This window comes from Klenkia terrae, assembly GCF_037083865.1.
Classification (GTDB): Bacteria; Actinomycetota; Actinomycetes; order Mycobacteriales; family Geodermatophilaceae; genus Klenkia; species Klenkia terrae.
On sequence record NZ_JBAPLV010000002.1, the window covers coordinates 25,792 to 41,063 of the forward strand.

The following is a 15,272-nucleotide window of genomic DNA, read 5'->3' on the forward strand; positions in this document are numbered from 1 at the left end:
ATGACCGCGCCCCGGGCCGTCCGACCCCCGGCCGGGGACGACGTCTGGGACCGCGCCGCCGAGCTGTTCACCGCCTGGTACGACGGCCGTCCGACGGCGATGGACGAGCTGGTCCGCACCCTGACGCCGGTGCTCTGGCAGGTGGCCCGCGGGTGCCGGCTGCCCGCCGAGGACGCCGCGGACGTGGTGCAGCACGCCTGGCTGGCGCTGGTCGGCCACGCGGGGTCGATCCAGGACCCCCGGTCGGTGGGCGCCTGGTTGGTCACGACGGTGCGGCGCGAGTCGATCCGCCGGACGGCGGCGGGCGGGCGGACCGTGGGCGCGGAGGACGCGGTCCTCGACCGGTGGGCCGACCCGGCCCCGCCCGCGGAGGACGTCGCGCTCGCCGGGGTCGAGACGCGCCGGTTGTGGCAGGCCGTGCGCACCCTGAGCGCCCGCTGCCAGGAGCTGCTGCGGGTGGTGGCGTTCGACCGGCGACCGGACTACGCCCTGTTGTCGGCGCGGTTGGGCATGCCGGTGGGCAGCATCGGCCCGACCCGGGGCCGCTGCCTGGCCAAGCTGCGCACCGCGCTGGGCGAGGTGCCGGCGTGACCGACGACGAGCTGCTCGACGAGCTGGCCCGGATGTGGACCGACGCGGACCCGGTGCCGCCGGGGTTGGTCGACGACGTGCTCGCCGGGCTCGCCGCGGCGGGCGTCGGGGACGACGTCGAGCTCTTCGCGCTCTTGGACCCCGCCGGGACGACGGTCGCCGTGCGGGCCGGCGAACCGGCCGCTGCGCTGCGGTTCAGCCGCTACGGCCTGGAGATGCTCGTCCGGGTCACGGTCGACGGGGACCGCCGGCGGCTGGACGGCTGGCTGGCACCGGGCGGACCGGGGACGGCGGTGCTGCGCAGCGGCGCGGTCGAGCTGAGCGCGCCGATCGAGGAGACCGGGCGGTTCGAGTTCCCCGAGGCCGCCGCCGGGTCGGCCGTCCTCGAGGTGCGGCTGCCCGCCGACGGCGGCCGGGCCCGGCGGGTCGCCACGCCGTCCTTCCTGCTCTGAGGCACCGGAGAGGTCCCCGCATGAACCCACCACCGGCCACGCCGCAGCCGGGGTGGCAGGCGCGGTTGAGCACCCCGCTGGCCCGTGCCGCAGCGCTCCCGGCCGGGTTCCTCGGGGACGCCCCCTGCTTCCCCACCGGGTACCGCCGCGACCGGCTGCTGGTGTCGGGGCTGGCCGCCGACGTCGCCGAGGTGCTGGTGGACGCCGCCTGCCTGGCCGGGGGCCGCCTGGAGGCCGACCCGGAGCACGTCCCCGTGGAGCTGGCCGAGACGACGGAGCAACGGGCCGGCCGGTCCGGCCGGCTGGGCACGGCCGGGGGAGCGCTGGGCCTGCGCCGCCTGCGGCTGCGCGCCGTGGACCCGACCGCACCGGCACCGGACGCCGCCGACGTCCTGCACCGTGCCCGGGTGCTGGCCGACGGGCGATTGCCGGGGGTCGGGCTGGACCACGTCGTGCTGCTGACCCCGCTGGGCGCCAACCCCTTCCACGGGTCGAACCCCTTCCACGGGTCGAACCCCTACGGGGTCGGCAGCCAGGTCCCGATCGAGTCCTACGCCGTGCCGGGCAGCGGTGGCCTGCAACCGGTCGCCTGGGCGGGTCCGGCGCCGGTCCGGGCGCCGGACACCGCGTTCGCCGCCCGCCGTCGTCCCGTGGTCGCGCTGCTCGACAGCGGGTGCGGTGCCCACCCCTGGCTGGACCGCGCCGTGCAGCGCGGGGTGACCTGCGACGGGGAGCCGATCGGGCTGGTCGACCCGGCGCTGGACCCGCAGACCCACCCCGACCTCGTCGGGCCGCTGGACGGCGGCACCGACCCGGCGAGCGGGCACGGCACCTTCGTCGCCGGTCTGGTGCACCAGGCGTGCCCGGACGCCGACCTCCTCGTCTGGCGGGCGGTCGCCCCCGACGGCTCCGTCGACGAGAGCGACCTGGTCACCGCCCTCACACGAATCGCGCAGCTGGTCACCTGGCACGCGGCGGGGGACCCGCGCGGCCGGCCGGTGGACGTGCTCAACCTGTCGATGGGCTACTACCACGAGACGCCGACCGACGGCCTGTTCGACCCGACCATGTCCGAGCTGCTGGCCGTGCTGGGCCGGTGCGGCACCCAGGTGGTCTGCTCGGCCGGCAACGACGCGACCGACCGGCCGATGTTCCCGGCCGCGTTCGCGCCCTGGGCGTCGGGCACCCCGGCGGTCCCGGAGCCGGACGGGACGGCTGAACCCGTGCTCGCCGTCGGTGCGCTCAACCCCGACCTCAGCTCGGTGGCCCTGTTCAGCAACGACGGTCCGTGGGTGGGGGCCTGGGCGCCCGGTGCGGCGGTCGTGAGCGCCGTGCCGTCGACGCAGGGCGGGCTGCAGCCGGCCGCCGCCACCCGGTTCGCCGGCCGGCCCCGGGCGTCGATCGACCCCGACGGGTTCGGCGGCGGATTCGCGGTGTGGAGCGGCACCTCCTTCGCCGCACCGCTGGTGGCCGGGGCCCTGGCTACCGCCCTGCAGCCGGACCTGCCGGCCCCCGGTGCGCAGGAGCCCCCGGAGAGCGCCCGGGCCCGGGTCCGGGCGGCCCGCACCCTGATCACGACGACCACCACCGCCGCGATCACCAGCCTGCCCGCCGGCGGGACCTCCCCGGGGTGACGCCCCGGCCCGGCGTGCCCCCGACCGCCGCCCAGCTGTACGACCGGGCGGTCGGCGAGACGAACGCGGGCCGGCTGGCCGCTGCGCGACGGGCGCTCCGGCAGGCCGCCGGCCGTCGTCCCGACCCGGACCTCGCCGCGCGCATCGAGGGCACCCTGGCCTACCTGGACGCCGAGACCGGCGACCCGGTGCTCGCGCTGGCCAGCATCCGGGCCGCCGCCGCGCGCCCGGGCGTCGGCGAGCGCACCCGGGCGGTCCTGGTCGGGCAGGCCGGGCTGGTCGCCATGCGCCGCGGGGACACCGACGACGCGCTGCGCGACCTGGGCCGGGCGATCCGGCACCTGGCCGACGAGCCGGCCCTGCTGGGCCAGGTGGCCCTGAACCGGGGCAACGTGCACCTGCAGCGGGGTGACCTGGTCCGCGCCGGGCAGGACTTCACCCTGGCCCGCGACGCCTTCCGGGCCTGCGGCGCACCGCTGGACGAGGCCAAGGCCCGGCACAACCTGGGGTACACCGACCTGCTGGCCGGTGACCTGGTGCCGGCCATCCGCCGGATGGACGGCGCGCGGGAGGTGCTGGCCCGGGTATCGCCGCTGCACGCGGCCACCTGCGACACCGACCGGGCCGCCGCCCTGCTGGCGGCCGGCATGCCGGCCGACGCCGAGCGGCTGCTGGTGGCGGCGGCGGCCGCCTACGGCCGGGCCAGGGTCCGGCAGCCGCAGGCCGAGGCCGAGCTGCTGCTCGCCCGGACCCTGCTGCACCACGACGCCGCCCGGGCCGCCGCGGCGGCACGTCGGGCGGCCCGCCGGTTCCGCGGACGGGGTGCCGGGACCTGGGCCGCGCTCGCCGACGGGGTGGCGTTGTCGGCCGCGGCGGTGCACCGGCCGGACCCGCGGCTGCTCCCGGCCATCGACGACGCCGTCCGTGCGCTCGGTGCCCGCGGCGCCCGGGAGGACCGGACGCGTCTGCGGCTGCACGCCGCGGCGGTCCGGATCAGCGGCGGGGACCTGGACGGCGCGGCCCGGGTCCTGCGGTCCGGGGTGCCCGCGGCGGCCCCGGCCCCGGTGCGGCTGCTGGCCCGCACGGTGCGGGCCGACCTCGCCGCGGCCCGCGGCCGGCACCGGACCGTGCTGGCGATCGCCGGGGCCGGGCTGGACGACCTCGCCGCCGAGCAGGCCCGGCTCGGCAGCCTCGACCTGCGGTCCAGCCTGCTGCTGCACGCCCTCCCGCTGCTGCACCGGGGGCTGCGGGTGGCGGCGGGCTCGGGCCGCCCCGACCTGCTGCTGGCCTGGACCGAACGGGCCCGCGACCTGGTCACCCGGGTGCCGCCGCTGAGCCCGTCCCCCGACCCGGCGGTCGCGCGGGAGCTCGCCGAGGTGCGCCGGCTGCGGGTGTTCGGGCAGGGCCCGGACGACGAGCGCCGGGAGCGGGAGCTCATGGAGTCGCTGCGCGGGCGGCTGTGGCACCGGGCCGGCAGCGGTGCGGTGCTGCCCCGGGTCGACCTGGCTGCGGTCCGGGCCGCGGCCGACGGGCGGGGGGTGGTGGCGGTCGCCTACTGCTGGACGGAGGAGACGGTGGCCGCGGTCGTCGTCGGGGACGGCGGACCCGGCCGGGTGGTGGGGCTGGGCCCGACCCGGGCCGTCACCGCGCTGCTGGGCGGCCTGGGCCCCGACCTGGAGACCGCCGCCGGCGAGCCGGCCGGCCCGCTGGCCCGGGCCGTCGACGCCGGGCTGCGGACCCGGCTGGCGGCCCTGGCGGAGCTGCTGGTGACACCGATGGACCTGCCGACCGGCCGGCCGGTGGTGCTCTCGGTGCCCGGCGCCTTCCGCGCGGTGCCGTGGGGCATGCTCCCCGGCCTGGTCGGGCGGCCCTGCACGGTGCCCTCGTCGCTGGCCGCCTGGGTGCGGACCGGCCCGTGGCCGGCCCGGCCCCGGGTGGCGGCCTTCGCCGCCGGACCGGGTGTGCCGCGGGCCGACGAGGAGGTGCAGCGGGCCGCGACCGCCTGGCCCGCGGCGACGGTGCGGGTGGGGGAGGACGCGACCGTCGAGCAGGTGTCGACCGACGCGGGGACGGCCGACGTCCTGCACGTGGCCGCGCACGGCCGCCACCACCGGGAGCACCCGTCGTTCTCCCGGGTCGAGCTGGCCGACGGCCCCTGGTTCGGCCACGACGCGCACCGGCTGCCCCGCACCCCCGGCCTGGTGGTGCTCTCGGCGTGCGAGGGCGGCCGCACCGCGGTCCGGTGGGGGGAGGAGACCGACGGGTTGGCCCGCGCGTGGCTGCACGCCGGGGCGCACTGCGTGGTCGCCTCGGCCGCCAGCGTGCGCGACGAGGTCGCCTGCGAGGTGCTCCCCGAGGTGCACCGACGGTTGGCCGGCGGGGAGGCACCGGCGCTCGCGCTCGCCGGCGCCACCGCCGACCTCCCGACGACCCTGGTGTGCCTGGGCTCGGGGTGGTGAGGGGTCAGGCCGCGCTGTCGGAGTTCGCGTTGGCGGGGAACTTGCCGGTCAGCGCGGTGTAGGCCTTCGCGGCACCCTGCGCGGCGACCAACCGGCCGACGGCCACCAGCACACCGGACACCGCGGCCCAGGCCAGCGCGTCGCTCCAGCTCACACCGGGGACGTCGGGGTTCTTCGGCGGCGGCGTGCCGCGGACGGCGATCCACGCCTGGTCGGCGACCTTCTTGACCACGATCCCGGTCGGGATGGCCATCACCGGGCCGAGCAGCTTGTACAGCGCCGGGGTCTTGACCTTCTGCTTCTTCGCCACCCCGGGATCATCCCGTGCCCGGCTGTGCTCTGCTGGGTGGGTGGCACGAGACGCCGACGGCTACCCCGTCACCCGCACCCCGGCCGGCGTCGTCCGCGGGGCACGCACCGCGGTCGACCTGGCGGCCGTGGACGAGCGGGTCTGCGGCTGCCGGGCCTGCCCCCGCCTGGTGGCCTGGCGGGAGGAGGTCGCGGTGGTGAAGCGGGCCGCCTTCCGCGACCAGGTGTACTGGGGCCGTCCGGTGCCCGGGATGGGTCCGGCGGACGCCCGGATCGGCGTCGTCGGGCTGGCCCCCGCCGCGCACGGCGGCAACCGGACGGGCCGGATCTTCACCGGCGACCGGTCGGGGGACTGGATCTTCGCGGCGCTGTGGCGGGCCGGGCTGGCCAACCAGCCCACCTCGGTGGCCGCCGACGACGGCCTGGAGCTGACCGACTGCCGGATCGTGGCCGCGGTCCGCTGCGCCCCGCCGGACAACGCGCCGACCCCGGCCGAGCGGGACACCTGCTCGCCCTGGCTGGCCCGGGAGCTCGCGCTGCTGCCCCGGCTGCGGGTGCTCGTGGTGCTCGGCGGGTTCGGCTGGTCGGCCCTGCTGCCGGTGCTCGCCGCCGCGGGAGTGGTCATCCCGCGGCCCAGGCCGAAGTTCGGCCACGGTGCGGAGGTCACCCTGGACGCCCCCGGCGGGCCGCTGACGGTGCTGGGCAGCTACCACGTCAGCCAGCAGAACACCTTCACCGGGCGGCTCACCGAGCCCATGCTCGACGCCGTCCTCACCCGGGCCGTGGACCTCGCGAGAGGATGACGCGGCAGCACGGCCCTCGTAGCCCAACCGGCAGAGGCAGGCCCCTTAAAAGGGTCCCAGTGTGGGTTCGAACCCCACCGAGGGCACCGGTGGTTGCTGAGCGTCGGTAACGGTTGCGGCTCGGCAAGTCAAGACTTGTCCTCACCGGTGCACTCGGACACGGTCGACCCACACAGCGGATCCACAGCGTGGTGGACCGCCCCGGCGGGAGGACGAACCGATGACCAGCGAACGACCAGACCGCCCCGGACGGCGGCGGCTCCTCGCCGCCGGCGCCGCAGGAGCCCTCGCCGTCTCCGGCGCCGTGCTCGTGGCCACCCCGGCCGCTGCCGCGCCCTCGGTGAACGGCTGCCAGAACCGGGTGAACGCCAGCGTGGACAAGCTGCTCACCTGCGTGACGCCGGCCGGCGTCACCGAGCACCTCGCCAACCTGCAGGCGATCGCCGACGGCAACGACGGCAACCGGGCCTCGACCACCTCGGGCAACACCGCGTCGGTGGAGTACGTGCGCGACACCCTCGAGGCGTCCGGGTACGAGGTCAGCGTCACCGACTTCACGTACGAGGAGGTCAGCTACGCCGGATCCCTGGCCCGGGTGACCCCGAGCCCGGCGACCTACGCGCTGGACACCGACTACGTGCCGATCGACGGCACCGCCTCGGCCGCGGTCACCGCGCCGGTCACCGGCGTGGACGTCAGTTCGGGGACCAGCGGCTGCGAGGCGGCGGACTTCGCCGGCTTCGCCACCGGCTCGATCGCGCTCGTCCAGCGCGGCACGTGCACCTTCGCGATCAAGGTCGCGAACGCCGTCGCGGCCGGCGCCTCGGGCGTCGTGGTCTACAACAACGCACCCGGCCTGATCAACCCGACGCTGGGCGGTGCCGTCGACGTCCCGGTCGTGTTCGCCACCCCGGAGACCGGTGCGGGCCTGCTGGAGCCGGGCACCACGGCGACCCTCGATGTGCAGGTCGTCACGGAGACCAACGTGTCCCAGAACATCACCGCCGAGCTGCCCGGCCGGTCCTCCGACGGCGTGGTCGTCGTCGGCGGCCACCTGGACTCCGTCCCCGAGGGCCCGGGCATCAACGACAACGGCAGCGGCTCGGCGACCATCCTCGAGGTGGCGCAGAACCTGGCCAACACCCGGCTCGAGCACCCGGTCCGGTTCGCCTTCTGGGGCGCGGAGGAGCTGGGCCTGCTGGGTTCCCAGGCCTACGTGGACAGCCTGTCCGACGACGAGCTGGCCCGGATCGGGTCGTACCTGAACTTCGACATGCTGGGGTCGACGAACTACGCCAACTTCGTCTACGACAGCGACGGTTCCTCGTTCCCGGCGCCCGAGGGCTACGTGAGCCCGGAGTCCGCGGCGATCGAGCAGACCTTCGAGGACTTCTACGACTCCCGCGGCATCGCCTACGAGGACACCGAGTTCGACGGCCGCAGCGACTACCAGGCCTTCGCCGACGCCGGGATCCCCTCCGGCGGCCTGTTCTCCGGTGCCGAGGGCATCAAGACCCCGGAGCAGGCAGCGGCCTACGGCGGCACGGCGGGTCAGCCCTACGACGCCTGCTACCACCAGGCCTGCGACGACCTGGACAACATCAGCCAGGTCGCGCTGGACCAGAACTCCGACGCCGTGGCCTACGCGGTGCTGGTGACCGCGCAGGCGGGCAGCGGTCCGGGCCAGGGGAACTGAGCACCTGCCGGCTGGGCGTGGTCACGGTGTGATCACGTCCAGCCGGCGCCCAGGAACCCTCGGGCGGGCCGGGGCGTTGTGCATGACGAGTGGGTAGTTCCTCCCGCCCACGCACCCGACTTCAGGCACCTCGAGGAGATGACGATGCCCAGCAGCAACCCGGCCTTCAGCCGGGGCTTCCCCGGCGCCCCCAACGGCCCGGGTGCCCAGAACGGGACCATGGGCTACGGCCAGCCCGCCACGCAGCAGCCGTGGGGCGCGCCGGCCCAGCAGAACCCGTACCAGCAGAGCCCGTACACCCAGCAGAACCCGTACGCGGCCACGGGCGCGCAGTACATGACGATGGACGACGTCGTCACCAAGACCGGCATCTCGTTCCTGGTGACCGTCCTGGCCGCCGCCGCGATCTGGGCCGTCCCCGGCCAGGCCGCGATGGGGCTGGCGCTGCCCGCCGTCCTGATCGCGTTCGTCGTCGGCCTGGTGATCTCGTTCAAGCAGATCGCCAACCCGGCCGCGACGCTGGCCTACGCCGCCCTCATGGGCATCGGCGTCGGCGCCATCAGCGAGGCGTTCAACAGCATCTACCCGGGCATCGTCATGCAGGCCGTGATCGGCACCTTCGGTGTCTTCTTCGGCATGCTGGTGGTCTACAAGACCGGTGCCATCCGGGTCACCCCGAAGCTGACCCGCTGGATCGTCGGCGCCATGTTCGGCGTCCTGGCGCTGGCGATCGTCAACGCGCTCGCTGCCTGGATCGGCGGCGGTGACGGCCTGGGCCTGCGCTCGGGCGGCCCGATCGCGATCATCTTCAGCCTGGTAGTCATCGGCGTCGCGGCGTTCTCGCTGCTGCTGGACTTCGACATGGCCGACGAGGCGATCCGCCGCGGCGTGGCCCCCAAGGTCGCCTGGTACATCGCCTTCGGCCTGCTGGTCACGGTCATCTGGCTGTACCTGGAGATCCTGCGCCTGCTCAGCTACTTCCGCGAGTAACCCCGCACCACAGCACAGCGGCCCGGTCCCCGTCAGGGGGCCGGGCCGCTGTGCGTTGCGGGGTCAGCTCAGCTCAGACGCTCGAGCACCATCGCCATGCCCATGCCGCCGCCGACGCACATGGTCTCCAGGCCGAAGGTGCCGTCGGTGGAGCGCAGGCCGTTGAGCAGCGTGCCGGTGATCCGGGCGCCGGTCATCCCGAACGGGTGGCCGACCGCGATGGCGCCGCCGTGCACGTTCAGCTTGTCGATGTCGATGCCCAGGTCCCGGTAGCTCGGGATGACCTGGGCGGCGAAGGCCTCGTTGATCTCGACGAGGTCCATGTCGTCGATGGTCATCCCGGCCCGGGCCAGCGCCTGCTTGCTGGCCTCGACCGGCCCGTAGCCCATGATCTCCGGCGACAGCCCGGTGACGCCGGTGGAGACGATCCGGGCCAGCGGGGTGATGCCCAGCTCGGCGGCCTTGGTGTCGCTCATGACGACCAGCGCCGCGGCGCCGTCGTTGAGCGGGCAGGCGTTGCCGGCGGTCACCCGGCCGTCGGGCCGGAAGACCGGCTTGAGCTGGGAGATGCCCTCCAGCGTCGTGCCGGCCCGCGGGCCGTCGTCGGTGCTGACGACGGTGCCGTCGGGGGTGGTGACCGGGGTGATCTCGCGCGCCCAGAAGCCGTCGGCGATGGCCTTCTCCGCCAGGTTCTGCGAGCGGACGGCGAACTCGTCCATCTCGGCCCGCGAGACGTCCTTGAGCAGCGCCAGGTTCTCCGCCGTCTGGCCCATGGAGATGTAGACGTCGGGGATCTGCCCCTCGGTGCGCGGGTCGGTCCAGGAGTCGGCGCCGGACTCGGCCACCGCGGCGACCTGGGCCTTGCGGTCGGCGAAGACCGGGTTCTCGGTGTCGGGCAGGCCGTCGGAGTTGCCCTTGGCGAACCGGGACACCATCTCGATGCCGGCGGAGATGAAGACGTCGCCCTCGCCGGCCTTGATGGCGTGCATCGCCATCCGGGTGGTCTGCAGCGAGGAGGAGCAGTACCGGGTGATCGTGGTGCCGGGCAGGTGGTCCATGCCCAGCAGCACCGACACGACGCGGCCCATGTTGAACCCCTGCTCGCCGCCGGGCAGCCCGCAGCCCAGCATCAGGTCCCCGATGTCGCGGGGGTCCAGCGAGGGCACCTGGTCCAGCGCGGCCCGCACGATGGTGGCGGCGAGGTCGTCGGGGCGCAGGTCCTTCAACGAGCCCTTGAACGCGCGGCCGATGGGGGAGCGGGCAGCGGCGACGATGACGGCTTCGGGCACGTGTTACCTCCACGGTGGGGCGCCACCCGCGTGGTGGCGTCGGGTCGACCGCGAACGTACCCCGGGTGCTACTGCCCGGTAACTCCGGTGGGCTGCTCGACCGGGGTGGCCTCGGGCAGCTGCGGCGGGCGGCGCCGGCGCAGCCGCGCCCAGGGGCCGCGGGGCCCGACGTCCTCGCCGTCGACCGACGTGGGCTGGACCTCGGTGCCCGACCGGCCGGCCGCGCTGGCTGCGGCGCGGGCGATCGGCCGGACGCTGTCCCGGCGCAGCGAGCGCGGTCCCCGGTCGGCCGCGGCCGGCCAGACGCCGATCGCGTCGGCGACCGAGGGCAGCATGCAGGCCGCCGCGGCCGCGTAGCCGGCGGCCGAGGGGTGGAACTCGTCGGAGGAGAACATCGACCGGTCGCTGGCGAACGAGGGCCCCAGCAACGAGCCGAGGGAGACGGTGCGCCCGCCCTCGGCGACCACGGCCATGGTCTGCGCGGCGGCCAGCTGGCGGCTCCACCGGCGGCCCAGCGTGCGCAGCGGCTGGGCGACCGGCCGGATGGTGCCCAGGTCGGGGCAGGTGCCGACGACGACCTCGCACCCGGCGGCCCGCAGCGCGCGGACGGCCGCGGCGAGGTCGCGGACGGCGAGGGCGGGCTTGGACCGGCTGGTGACGTCGTTCGCGCCGATCATGATCATCGCGACGTCGGGCCGCTGCGGCAGCACCTTGGCCACCTGCTCGGCCAGGTGGGCCGACCGGGCACCGGACACGGCCACCTTGACCAGCCGCACCGGGCGCTCGGCCAGCTCGGCGAGCGCCGCGGCGACCAGGACGCCGGGGGTCTGCTCGGCCCGGTCGACCCCGAGGCCCACCGCGCTGGAGTCACCGAGGACCGCCAGGACGAGGGGTGCGCCGCGGTAGTGGCCGTAGCGGCCCTCGCCGGTGGGCGGGTCGCCCTTGGCGGCGCGGGAGGACACCCGGTTGCGAGCCAGCCGTGCCTCCTGGCGCAGCAGCGCCACCAGCCCGGCGCCGGCCAGCCCGACGCCGCCCCCGCCGTAGACCGCACCCGTGGCGAGCCTGCGCGCCCTGCTCGCCCGTGTCACCGGTCCACCGTCCCCAGTCCGTCGTCGTCCACCCTGCCCGGCGAGGTTATCGCCCCTACGGTGACCCGGTGACCGAGCACCCCGCCGCCCTGCCCGTCGAGGACGAGGACGCCCGCCGCGCGCGGATCGTCGAGGTGCTGGTGGATGCCTTCTCCGATCTCATGGCGGCCGACGCCGACGCCTTCCGGGTCAAGTTCCGCAAGATGGCCGCCGACCCGTTCGCGTTCTACCGCGGGTCGGCCTGCCTGTTCTACGCCGACCTGGTGGACACCGAGGACCAGTGGAGCGACGAGCGGACGTCGCGGACGTGGATCCACGGCGACCTGCACGCCGCCAACTTCGGCACCTACATGGACGGCACCGGCCGGGTCGTCTTCGACGTCAACGACTACGACGAGTCCTACCTGGGCCACCTGTCGTGGGACCTGCGCCGGTTCTGCGCCAGCTTCGCGCTGCTGGCCTGGCGCAAGGCGCTGTCCGACGACGTCATCGCCGCGGTGCTGCGGGTCTACCTGGAGTCCTACCTCGACCAGGTCGCGGTGTTCGCCGGGACCGACGCCGACCGGGACTTCGCCCTGGACCGGCACACCACCACCGGGGCGGTCCGCGAGCTGGTGCTGGCCACGGCGGAGCAGACCCGGGTCTCCCTGCTGGAGCGGCTGACCGTCGTCGAGGACCACCAGCGCCGGTTCTCCGACATCCGCCGGCACCGGCGGCTCGACGACGCCGAGCGGGCCGAGGTGCTGGCCGCCGTCGACCTCTACCGGGAGTCGGTGCCCCGGGGCGTCCGCCGCCGCGAGGTCGCCTACGACGTCAAGGACGTCGTGGGCACCGGCGGGTTCGGCATCGGCAGCGCCGGGCTGCCGGCCTACACCGTGCTGCTGGAGGGCTACGACCAGGCGCTGGAGAACGACGTCGTGCTGTCGCTCAAGCAGGCCGGCACCGCCGCGCCGTCGCGGATCGTCACCGACCCCGAGGTCCGGGCGCTGTTCCAGCACGAGGGCGAGCGCACCGTCTCGGCGCAGCGGGCGATGCAGTCGCACGCCTCCCCGTTCCTGGGCCACACCGTGATCCGGGGGGTCGGGTTCCTGGTCTCCGAGCTCTCCCCCTACGAGAACGACCTGGACTGGGAGGAGCTCACCGAGCCCGACGAGATCGTCGAGGTGGTGGCGCAGCTGGGTCGCGCGACGGCGAAGATCCACTGCATCGGGGACGCCGACGCCGAGCACGAGGCGGTCGACGTGCAGGTCGAGGATGCGGTGCTGGCGCTGGTCGGGCACCGGCGCGAGGAGCTGGTCGAGGACCTGACCGGGTTCGCGCACGCCTACGCGGCGCGGGTGCGCGCCGACCACCGGTTGTTCGTCGACGCGTTCCGCGCGGGGGAGATCCCGGGGATCAGCTCCTCCGGGGAGCACCCGCTCACCTGATCGGCAGGTCCAGCACCATCCCCAGGTGCAGGCCGACCGGGGGCATGTCGTAGGGCTCGCTGACCACGGTGAACCCGATCTTCTCGTAGAACCCCACCGCGGCCTCGCGGGCGTCGCACCACACCAGGTCGGCGCCGGCCCGGGAGATCTGCACCAGGCCCTCGGCCACCAGCGCGCGGCCGGCACCGATCCCGCGGACCTCGGGGTCGGTGGCCATGCCGCGCAGCTGCCAGGCGTACTCCGCGTCCCGCCACGGGCAGGTCTGCGGCTGGAACCGGACGACGCCGACCACCCGGTCGTCCAGCAGGGCGGCCAGGTGGATCGCCGAGGGGGCGTCGTCCCCGGTGATCTGCACCGGCCGGCCCTGCCGGAGGACCCGGGCGCGCAGGTCGTAGGTCGCCTGCACGCCCACCCGCTCGATCCTGACCGTGCTCACCCGGTCAGTCTCCCTCAGCGGGCCCGCCGCCCCCTCCGGGTCCGCAGCAGAAGGACCCGGTGCCACCCGACCCACGCTCCGCGCGGGCCGGGCCCCTGCACCGGGCCTAACGGCTTCGCCGCCCCCTCCGGGTGCGCAGATAATCGGCGACGACGTACTCACCGAGGCGGTCGCCGTCGGGCAGGAAGACCCGGCCGCCGGCCCGCTGCGTGATGTCCTGCACGAAGTGCACCAGCGCCGGCTCCGGGTCCAGCGCGAACACGTTCATCGTCGCGCCCGACCGGGCCACCCGCTCCACCTCGGCGACGGTCTTCGCGATCGTCTCGGGCATCGGCGGCCAGCAGAAGTACGGCGACCCGTCGTCCTCCAGGTGGGCCGTCGGCTCGCCGTCGGTGACCACCAGGATGACCGGCTCGGCGTCGTGGTGCCGGGCCAGGAAGCGGCGGGCCAGCATGAGGCCGTGCTGCAGGTTGGTGCCCTGCAGGGTGTCCACCGACAGCTCGGCCAGCGTCTCGGGCCGCAGCACCTGCGCCGTGGAGGCGAACCCGATGATCTCGATCGCGTCCTGCGGGAACCGGGTGGTGACCAGGGAGTGCAGCGCCATCGCCGTGGACTTGGCCGCGCCCCAGGTGCCGCGCAGCGCCATCGAGTAGGACAGGTCGACCAGCAGCGCCACGGCGGCGCCGGTGCGCCGCTCGGTCTCCACCACCTCGAAGTCCTCGACGGCGATCTGCACCCGGCGGTCGCCGTCGGTGTGCGGTTCCCCCGCCGTCCGCAGCACCGCATTGCGGACCGTCCGGACGACGTCCAGCGGCTGCTCGTCGCCGAACCGCCACTCGCGGCTGGCCCCGGTGAGCTCGCCGGTCGCGCCGGCGTCGGCGACGTCGTGCTCGCCCCGGCCGGTGGAGTCCAGCTGGGCGAACACCCGGCGCAGGGCCGTGGCCCCGAGCCGGCGGACCGCCTTGGGCGACAGCTCCAGCTTGCCCTCGGTGCGGTTCAGGTGGCCCTGCCGCTCGAGCTCGCGCTCGAGCCGGCGCAGTGCGGCGAGGTCGTCGACCCCGGACCGGCCGAGCGCGCGCTCGACCAGCTCCTCGTCGACGTCGGCGAGGCTGGCCCCCGCGTAGCCCTGGGACAGCTGGCTGGACAGCGCCTCCAGGTCGGCCAGCTCGGCCACGGCGGTCGTGGCGTCGCCCATGCCCAGGCCCTGGTCCCCGTCGGGCACCTGGCCCGGTCGGCCCCACGGCAGGTCGGGGCGGGCCTGCCGGAGTGCGTCGTTGAGGTGCGCCATCTCCGCGGCCAGCCCCATGTCCTGCATGGCCTGGCCCATGAGCTCGCCGAGCTCGGCCCGCTGCTCGGGGGAGAGGCCGGCCATCATGCGTTCCTGCGCGGCGGCCCGGCGGGCGAGGGAGTCGACGAGCTCCTCGACGGTCTGCGGGTCGTCGGGGAAGAACTGGCCGTGCTTGTCCATGAAGTCGGCGAACCGCTGGTCAGTGTCCTCCCCGCGGTTGTGCGCGTCCAGCAGGGCGGACAGGTCGGCGACCATGTCCTTGACCGCCTGGGTGCCGTCCTGGCCCTCGGCGTTCATCTGCTGCAGCGCCTGCTTCATGTGCTGGAACTGGCTGTCCAGCACCTCCTTCTGCAGCAGGTCCTGGATCTGCCGGTAGGCCTCCGCGGCCTCCGGGGACCTCCACTGCCGGTCCTTGAGCGCGCGCACCGCCCCGGCGGTGTCTTCGGGCAGCGCGTCGAGCTCGGCCTCGGCGAGCCGGGCGGCGTCGTCGGGGTCGGGGAACAGCTCACGCCGCTCGGCCTCCAGCGCACGGTCCAGCAGCTCGCGGACCTCGGTCAGCGTCCCGTCCATGCTCCCGGCCTCGCGGGCCCTGCGCAGCCGGTCCCGCACCGAGCGACGCAGGTCGTCGAGGCCGCGGCGGCCGTCGAGCCCGCGCCGGAGCAGATCGCGCAGCGCCTCCCGCACGCTGCTGCCGGCCAGCACCTGGTCGCCGATCTCGTCGACGGCGTCCCCCAGGTCGTAGGGCGGGGCGAGCGGGTCCTCCCCGCCCCGCCACCGGCCGTAGCGGTAGCCGCGGCTCCCCCTGGGCAC

General features: G+C 75.4%; 13 protein-coding genes and 1 tRNA gene. 9 read left to right on the forward strand and 5 right to left on the reverse strand.

What is annotated here, in order from left to right:
* From UXQ13_RS02130 to UXQ13_RS02145, 4 genes are read left to right on the forward strand one after another with little or no spacing between them, the layout of a single operon-like run.
* Complete coding sequence (locus UXQ13_RS02130; protein ID WP_225232867.1) at positions 1-591, forward strand: RNA polymerase sigma factor; 591 nt, start codon at positions 1-3, stop codon at positions 589-591.
* Positions 588-1,043, forward strand: a complete 456-nt coding sequence (locus UXQ13_RS02135) for a hypothetical protein (protein WP_225232866.1) — start codon at positions 588-590, stop codon at positions 1,041-1,043. The genes UXQ13_RS02130 and UXQ13_RS02135 overlap by 4 nt, the downstream gene beginning before the upstream one ends.
* Positions 1,044-1,063: 20 nt before the next feature.
* Positions 1,064-2,677 (forward strand): S8 family peptidase, encoded by a 1,614-nt coding sequence (locus tag UXQ13_RS02140; RefSeq protein ID WP_225232865.1) that lies wholly within the window; start codon positions 1,064-1,066, stop codon positions 2,675-2,677.
* On the forward strand, positions 2,674-5,136 hold the full coding sequence (locus UXQ13_RS02145; protein ID WP_225232864.1) for a CHAT domain-containing protein: 2,463 nt from the start codon (positions 2,674-2,676) through the stop codon (positions 5,134-5,136). The genes UXQ13_RS02140 and UXQ13_RS02145 overlap by 4 nt, the downstream gene beginning before the upstream one ends.
* 4 nt (positions 5,137-5,140) lie before the next feature.
* On the opposite strand, the gene UXQ13_RS02150 is transcribed toward UXQ13_RS02145, so the two are convergent.
* Positions 5,141-5,446, reverse strand: a complete 306-nt coding sequence (locus UXQ13_RS02150) for a DUF4235 domain-containing protein (RefSeq protein WP_225232863.1) — start codon at positions 5,444-5,446, stop codon at positions 5,141-5,143.
* A 40-nt stretch (positions 5,447-5,486) separates the two neighbouring features.
* Here UXQ13_RS02150 and UXQ13_RS02155 point away from each other — a divergent pair, with 40 nt between their 5' ends.
* The 4 genes from UXQ13_RS02155 (at position 5,487) to UXQ13_RS02170 (ending at position 8,934) form a co-directional block, all read left to right on the forward strand.
* Entirely contained in the window at positions 5,487-6,248 is a 762-nt protein-coding gene (locus tag UXQ13_RS02155) for a uracil-DNA glycosylase (RefSeq protein ID WP_225232862.1), read from the forward strand.
* 12 nt (positions 6,249-6,260) lie between these two features.
* Positions 6,261-6,334 (forward strand) — tRNA-Leu (locus UXQ13_RS02160).
* A gap of 134 nt (positions 6,335-6,468) precedes the next feature.
* On the forward strand, positions 6,469-7,944 hold the full coding sequence (locus tag UXQ13_RS02165) for a M20/M25/M40 family metallo-hydrolase (RefSeq protein ID WP_225232861.1): 1,476 nt from the start codon (positions 6,469-6,471) through the stop codon (positions 7,942-7,944).
* A 144-nt stretch (positions 7,945-8,088) separates the two neighbouring features.
* Complete coding sequence (locus tag UXQ13_RS02170) at positions 8,089-8,934, forward strand: Bax inhibitor-1/YccA family protein (RefSeq protein ID WP_225232860.1); 846 nt, start codon at positions 8,089-8,091, stop codon at positions 8,932-8,934.
* A gap of 68 nt (positions 8,935-9,002) precedes the next feature.
* Here the strand turns inward: UXQ13_RS02170 and UXQ13_RS02175 are convergent, their stop codons facing one another.
* Positions 9,003-10,223 (reverse strand): acetyl-CoA C-acetyltransferase, encoded by a 1,221-nt coding sequence (locus tag UXQ13_RS02175; protein WP_225232859.1) that lies wholly within the window; start codon positions 10,221-10,223, stop codon positions 9,003-9,005.
* A 68-nt stretch (positions 10,224-10,291) separates the two neighbouring features.
* Positions 10,292-11,311: an SGNH/GDSL hydrolase family protein gene (locus UXQ13_RS02180; RefSeq protein ID WP_225232858.1), complete on the reverse strand. Its 1,020-nt coding sequence runs from the start codon at positions 11,309-11,311 to the stop codon at positions 10,292-10,294.
* A gap of 68 nt (positions 11,312-11,379) precedes the next feature.
* Here UXQ13_RS02180 and UXQ13_RS02185 point away from each other — a divergent pair, with 68 nt between their 5' ends.
* Complete coding sequence (locus tag UXQ13_RS02185) at positions 11,380-12,738, forward strand: DUF2252 domain-containing protein (RefSeq protein ID WP_225232857.1); 1,359 nt, start codon at positions 11,380-11,382, stop codon at positions 12,736-12,738.
* Here the strand turns inward: UXQ13_RS02185 and UXQ13_RS02190 are convergent.
* Positions 12,731-13,174 carry a GNAT family N-acetyltransferase gene (locus tag UXQ13_RS02190; RefSeq protein WP_225232856.1) on the reverse strand — a complete coding sequence of 148 codons (444 nt, stop codon included), beginning with the start codon at positions 13,172-13,174 and terminating at the stop codon, positions 12,731-12,733. The two genes, UXQ13_RS02185 and UXQ13_RS02190, sit on opposite strands and share 8 nt — an antisense overlap.
* A gap of 106 nt (positions 13,175-13,280) precedes the next feature.
* Positions 13,281-15,272 (reverse strand): VWA domain-containing protein, encoded by a 1,992-nt coding sequence (locus UXQ13_RS02195; RefSeq protein ID WP_225232855.1) that lies wholly within the window; start codon positions 15,270-15,272, stop codon positions 13,281-13,283.

Coding starts and splice junctions, on each gene's coding strand:
- UXQ13_RS02130 (WP_225232867.1), top strand. CDS start 1: ATGACCGCGCCCCGGGCCGTCCGACCCCCGGCCGGGGACGACGTCTGG.
- UXQ13_RS02140 (WP_225232865.1), top strand. CDS start 1,064: ATGAACCCACCACCGGCCACGCCGCAGCCGGGGTGGCAGGCGCGGTTG.
- UXQ13_RS02165 (WP_225232861.1), top strand. CDS start 6,469: ATGACCAGCGAACGACCAGACCGCCCCGGACGGCGGCGGCTCCTCGCC.
- UXQ13_RS02170 (WP_225232860.1), top strand. CDS start 8,089: ATGCCCAGCAGCAACCCGGCCTTCAGCCGGGGCTTCCCCGGCGCCCCC.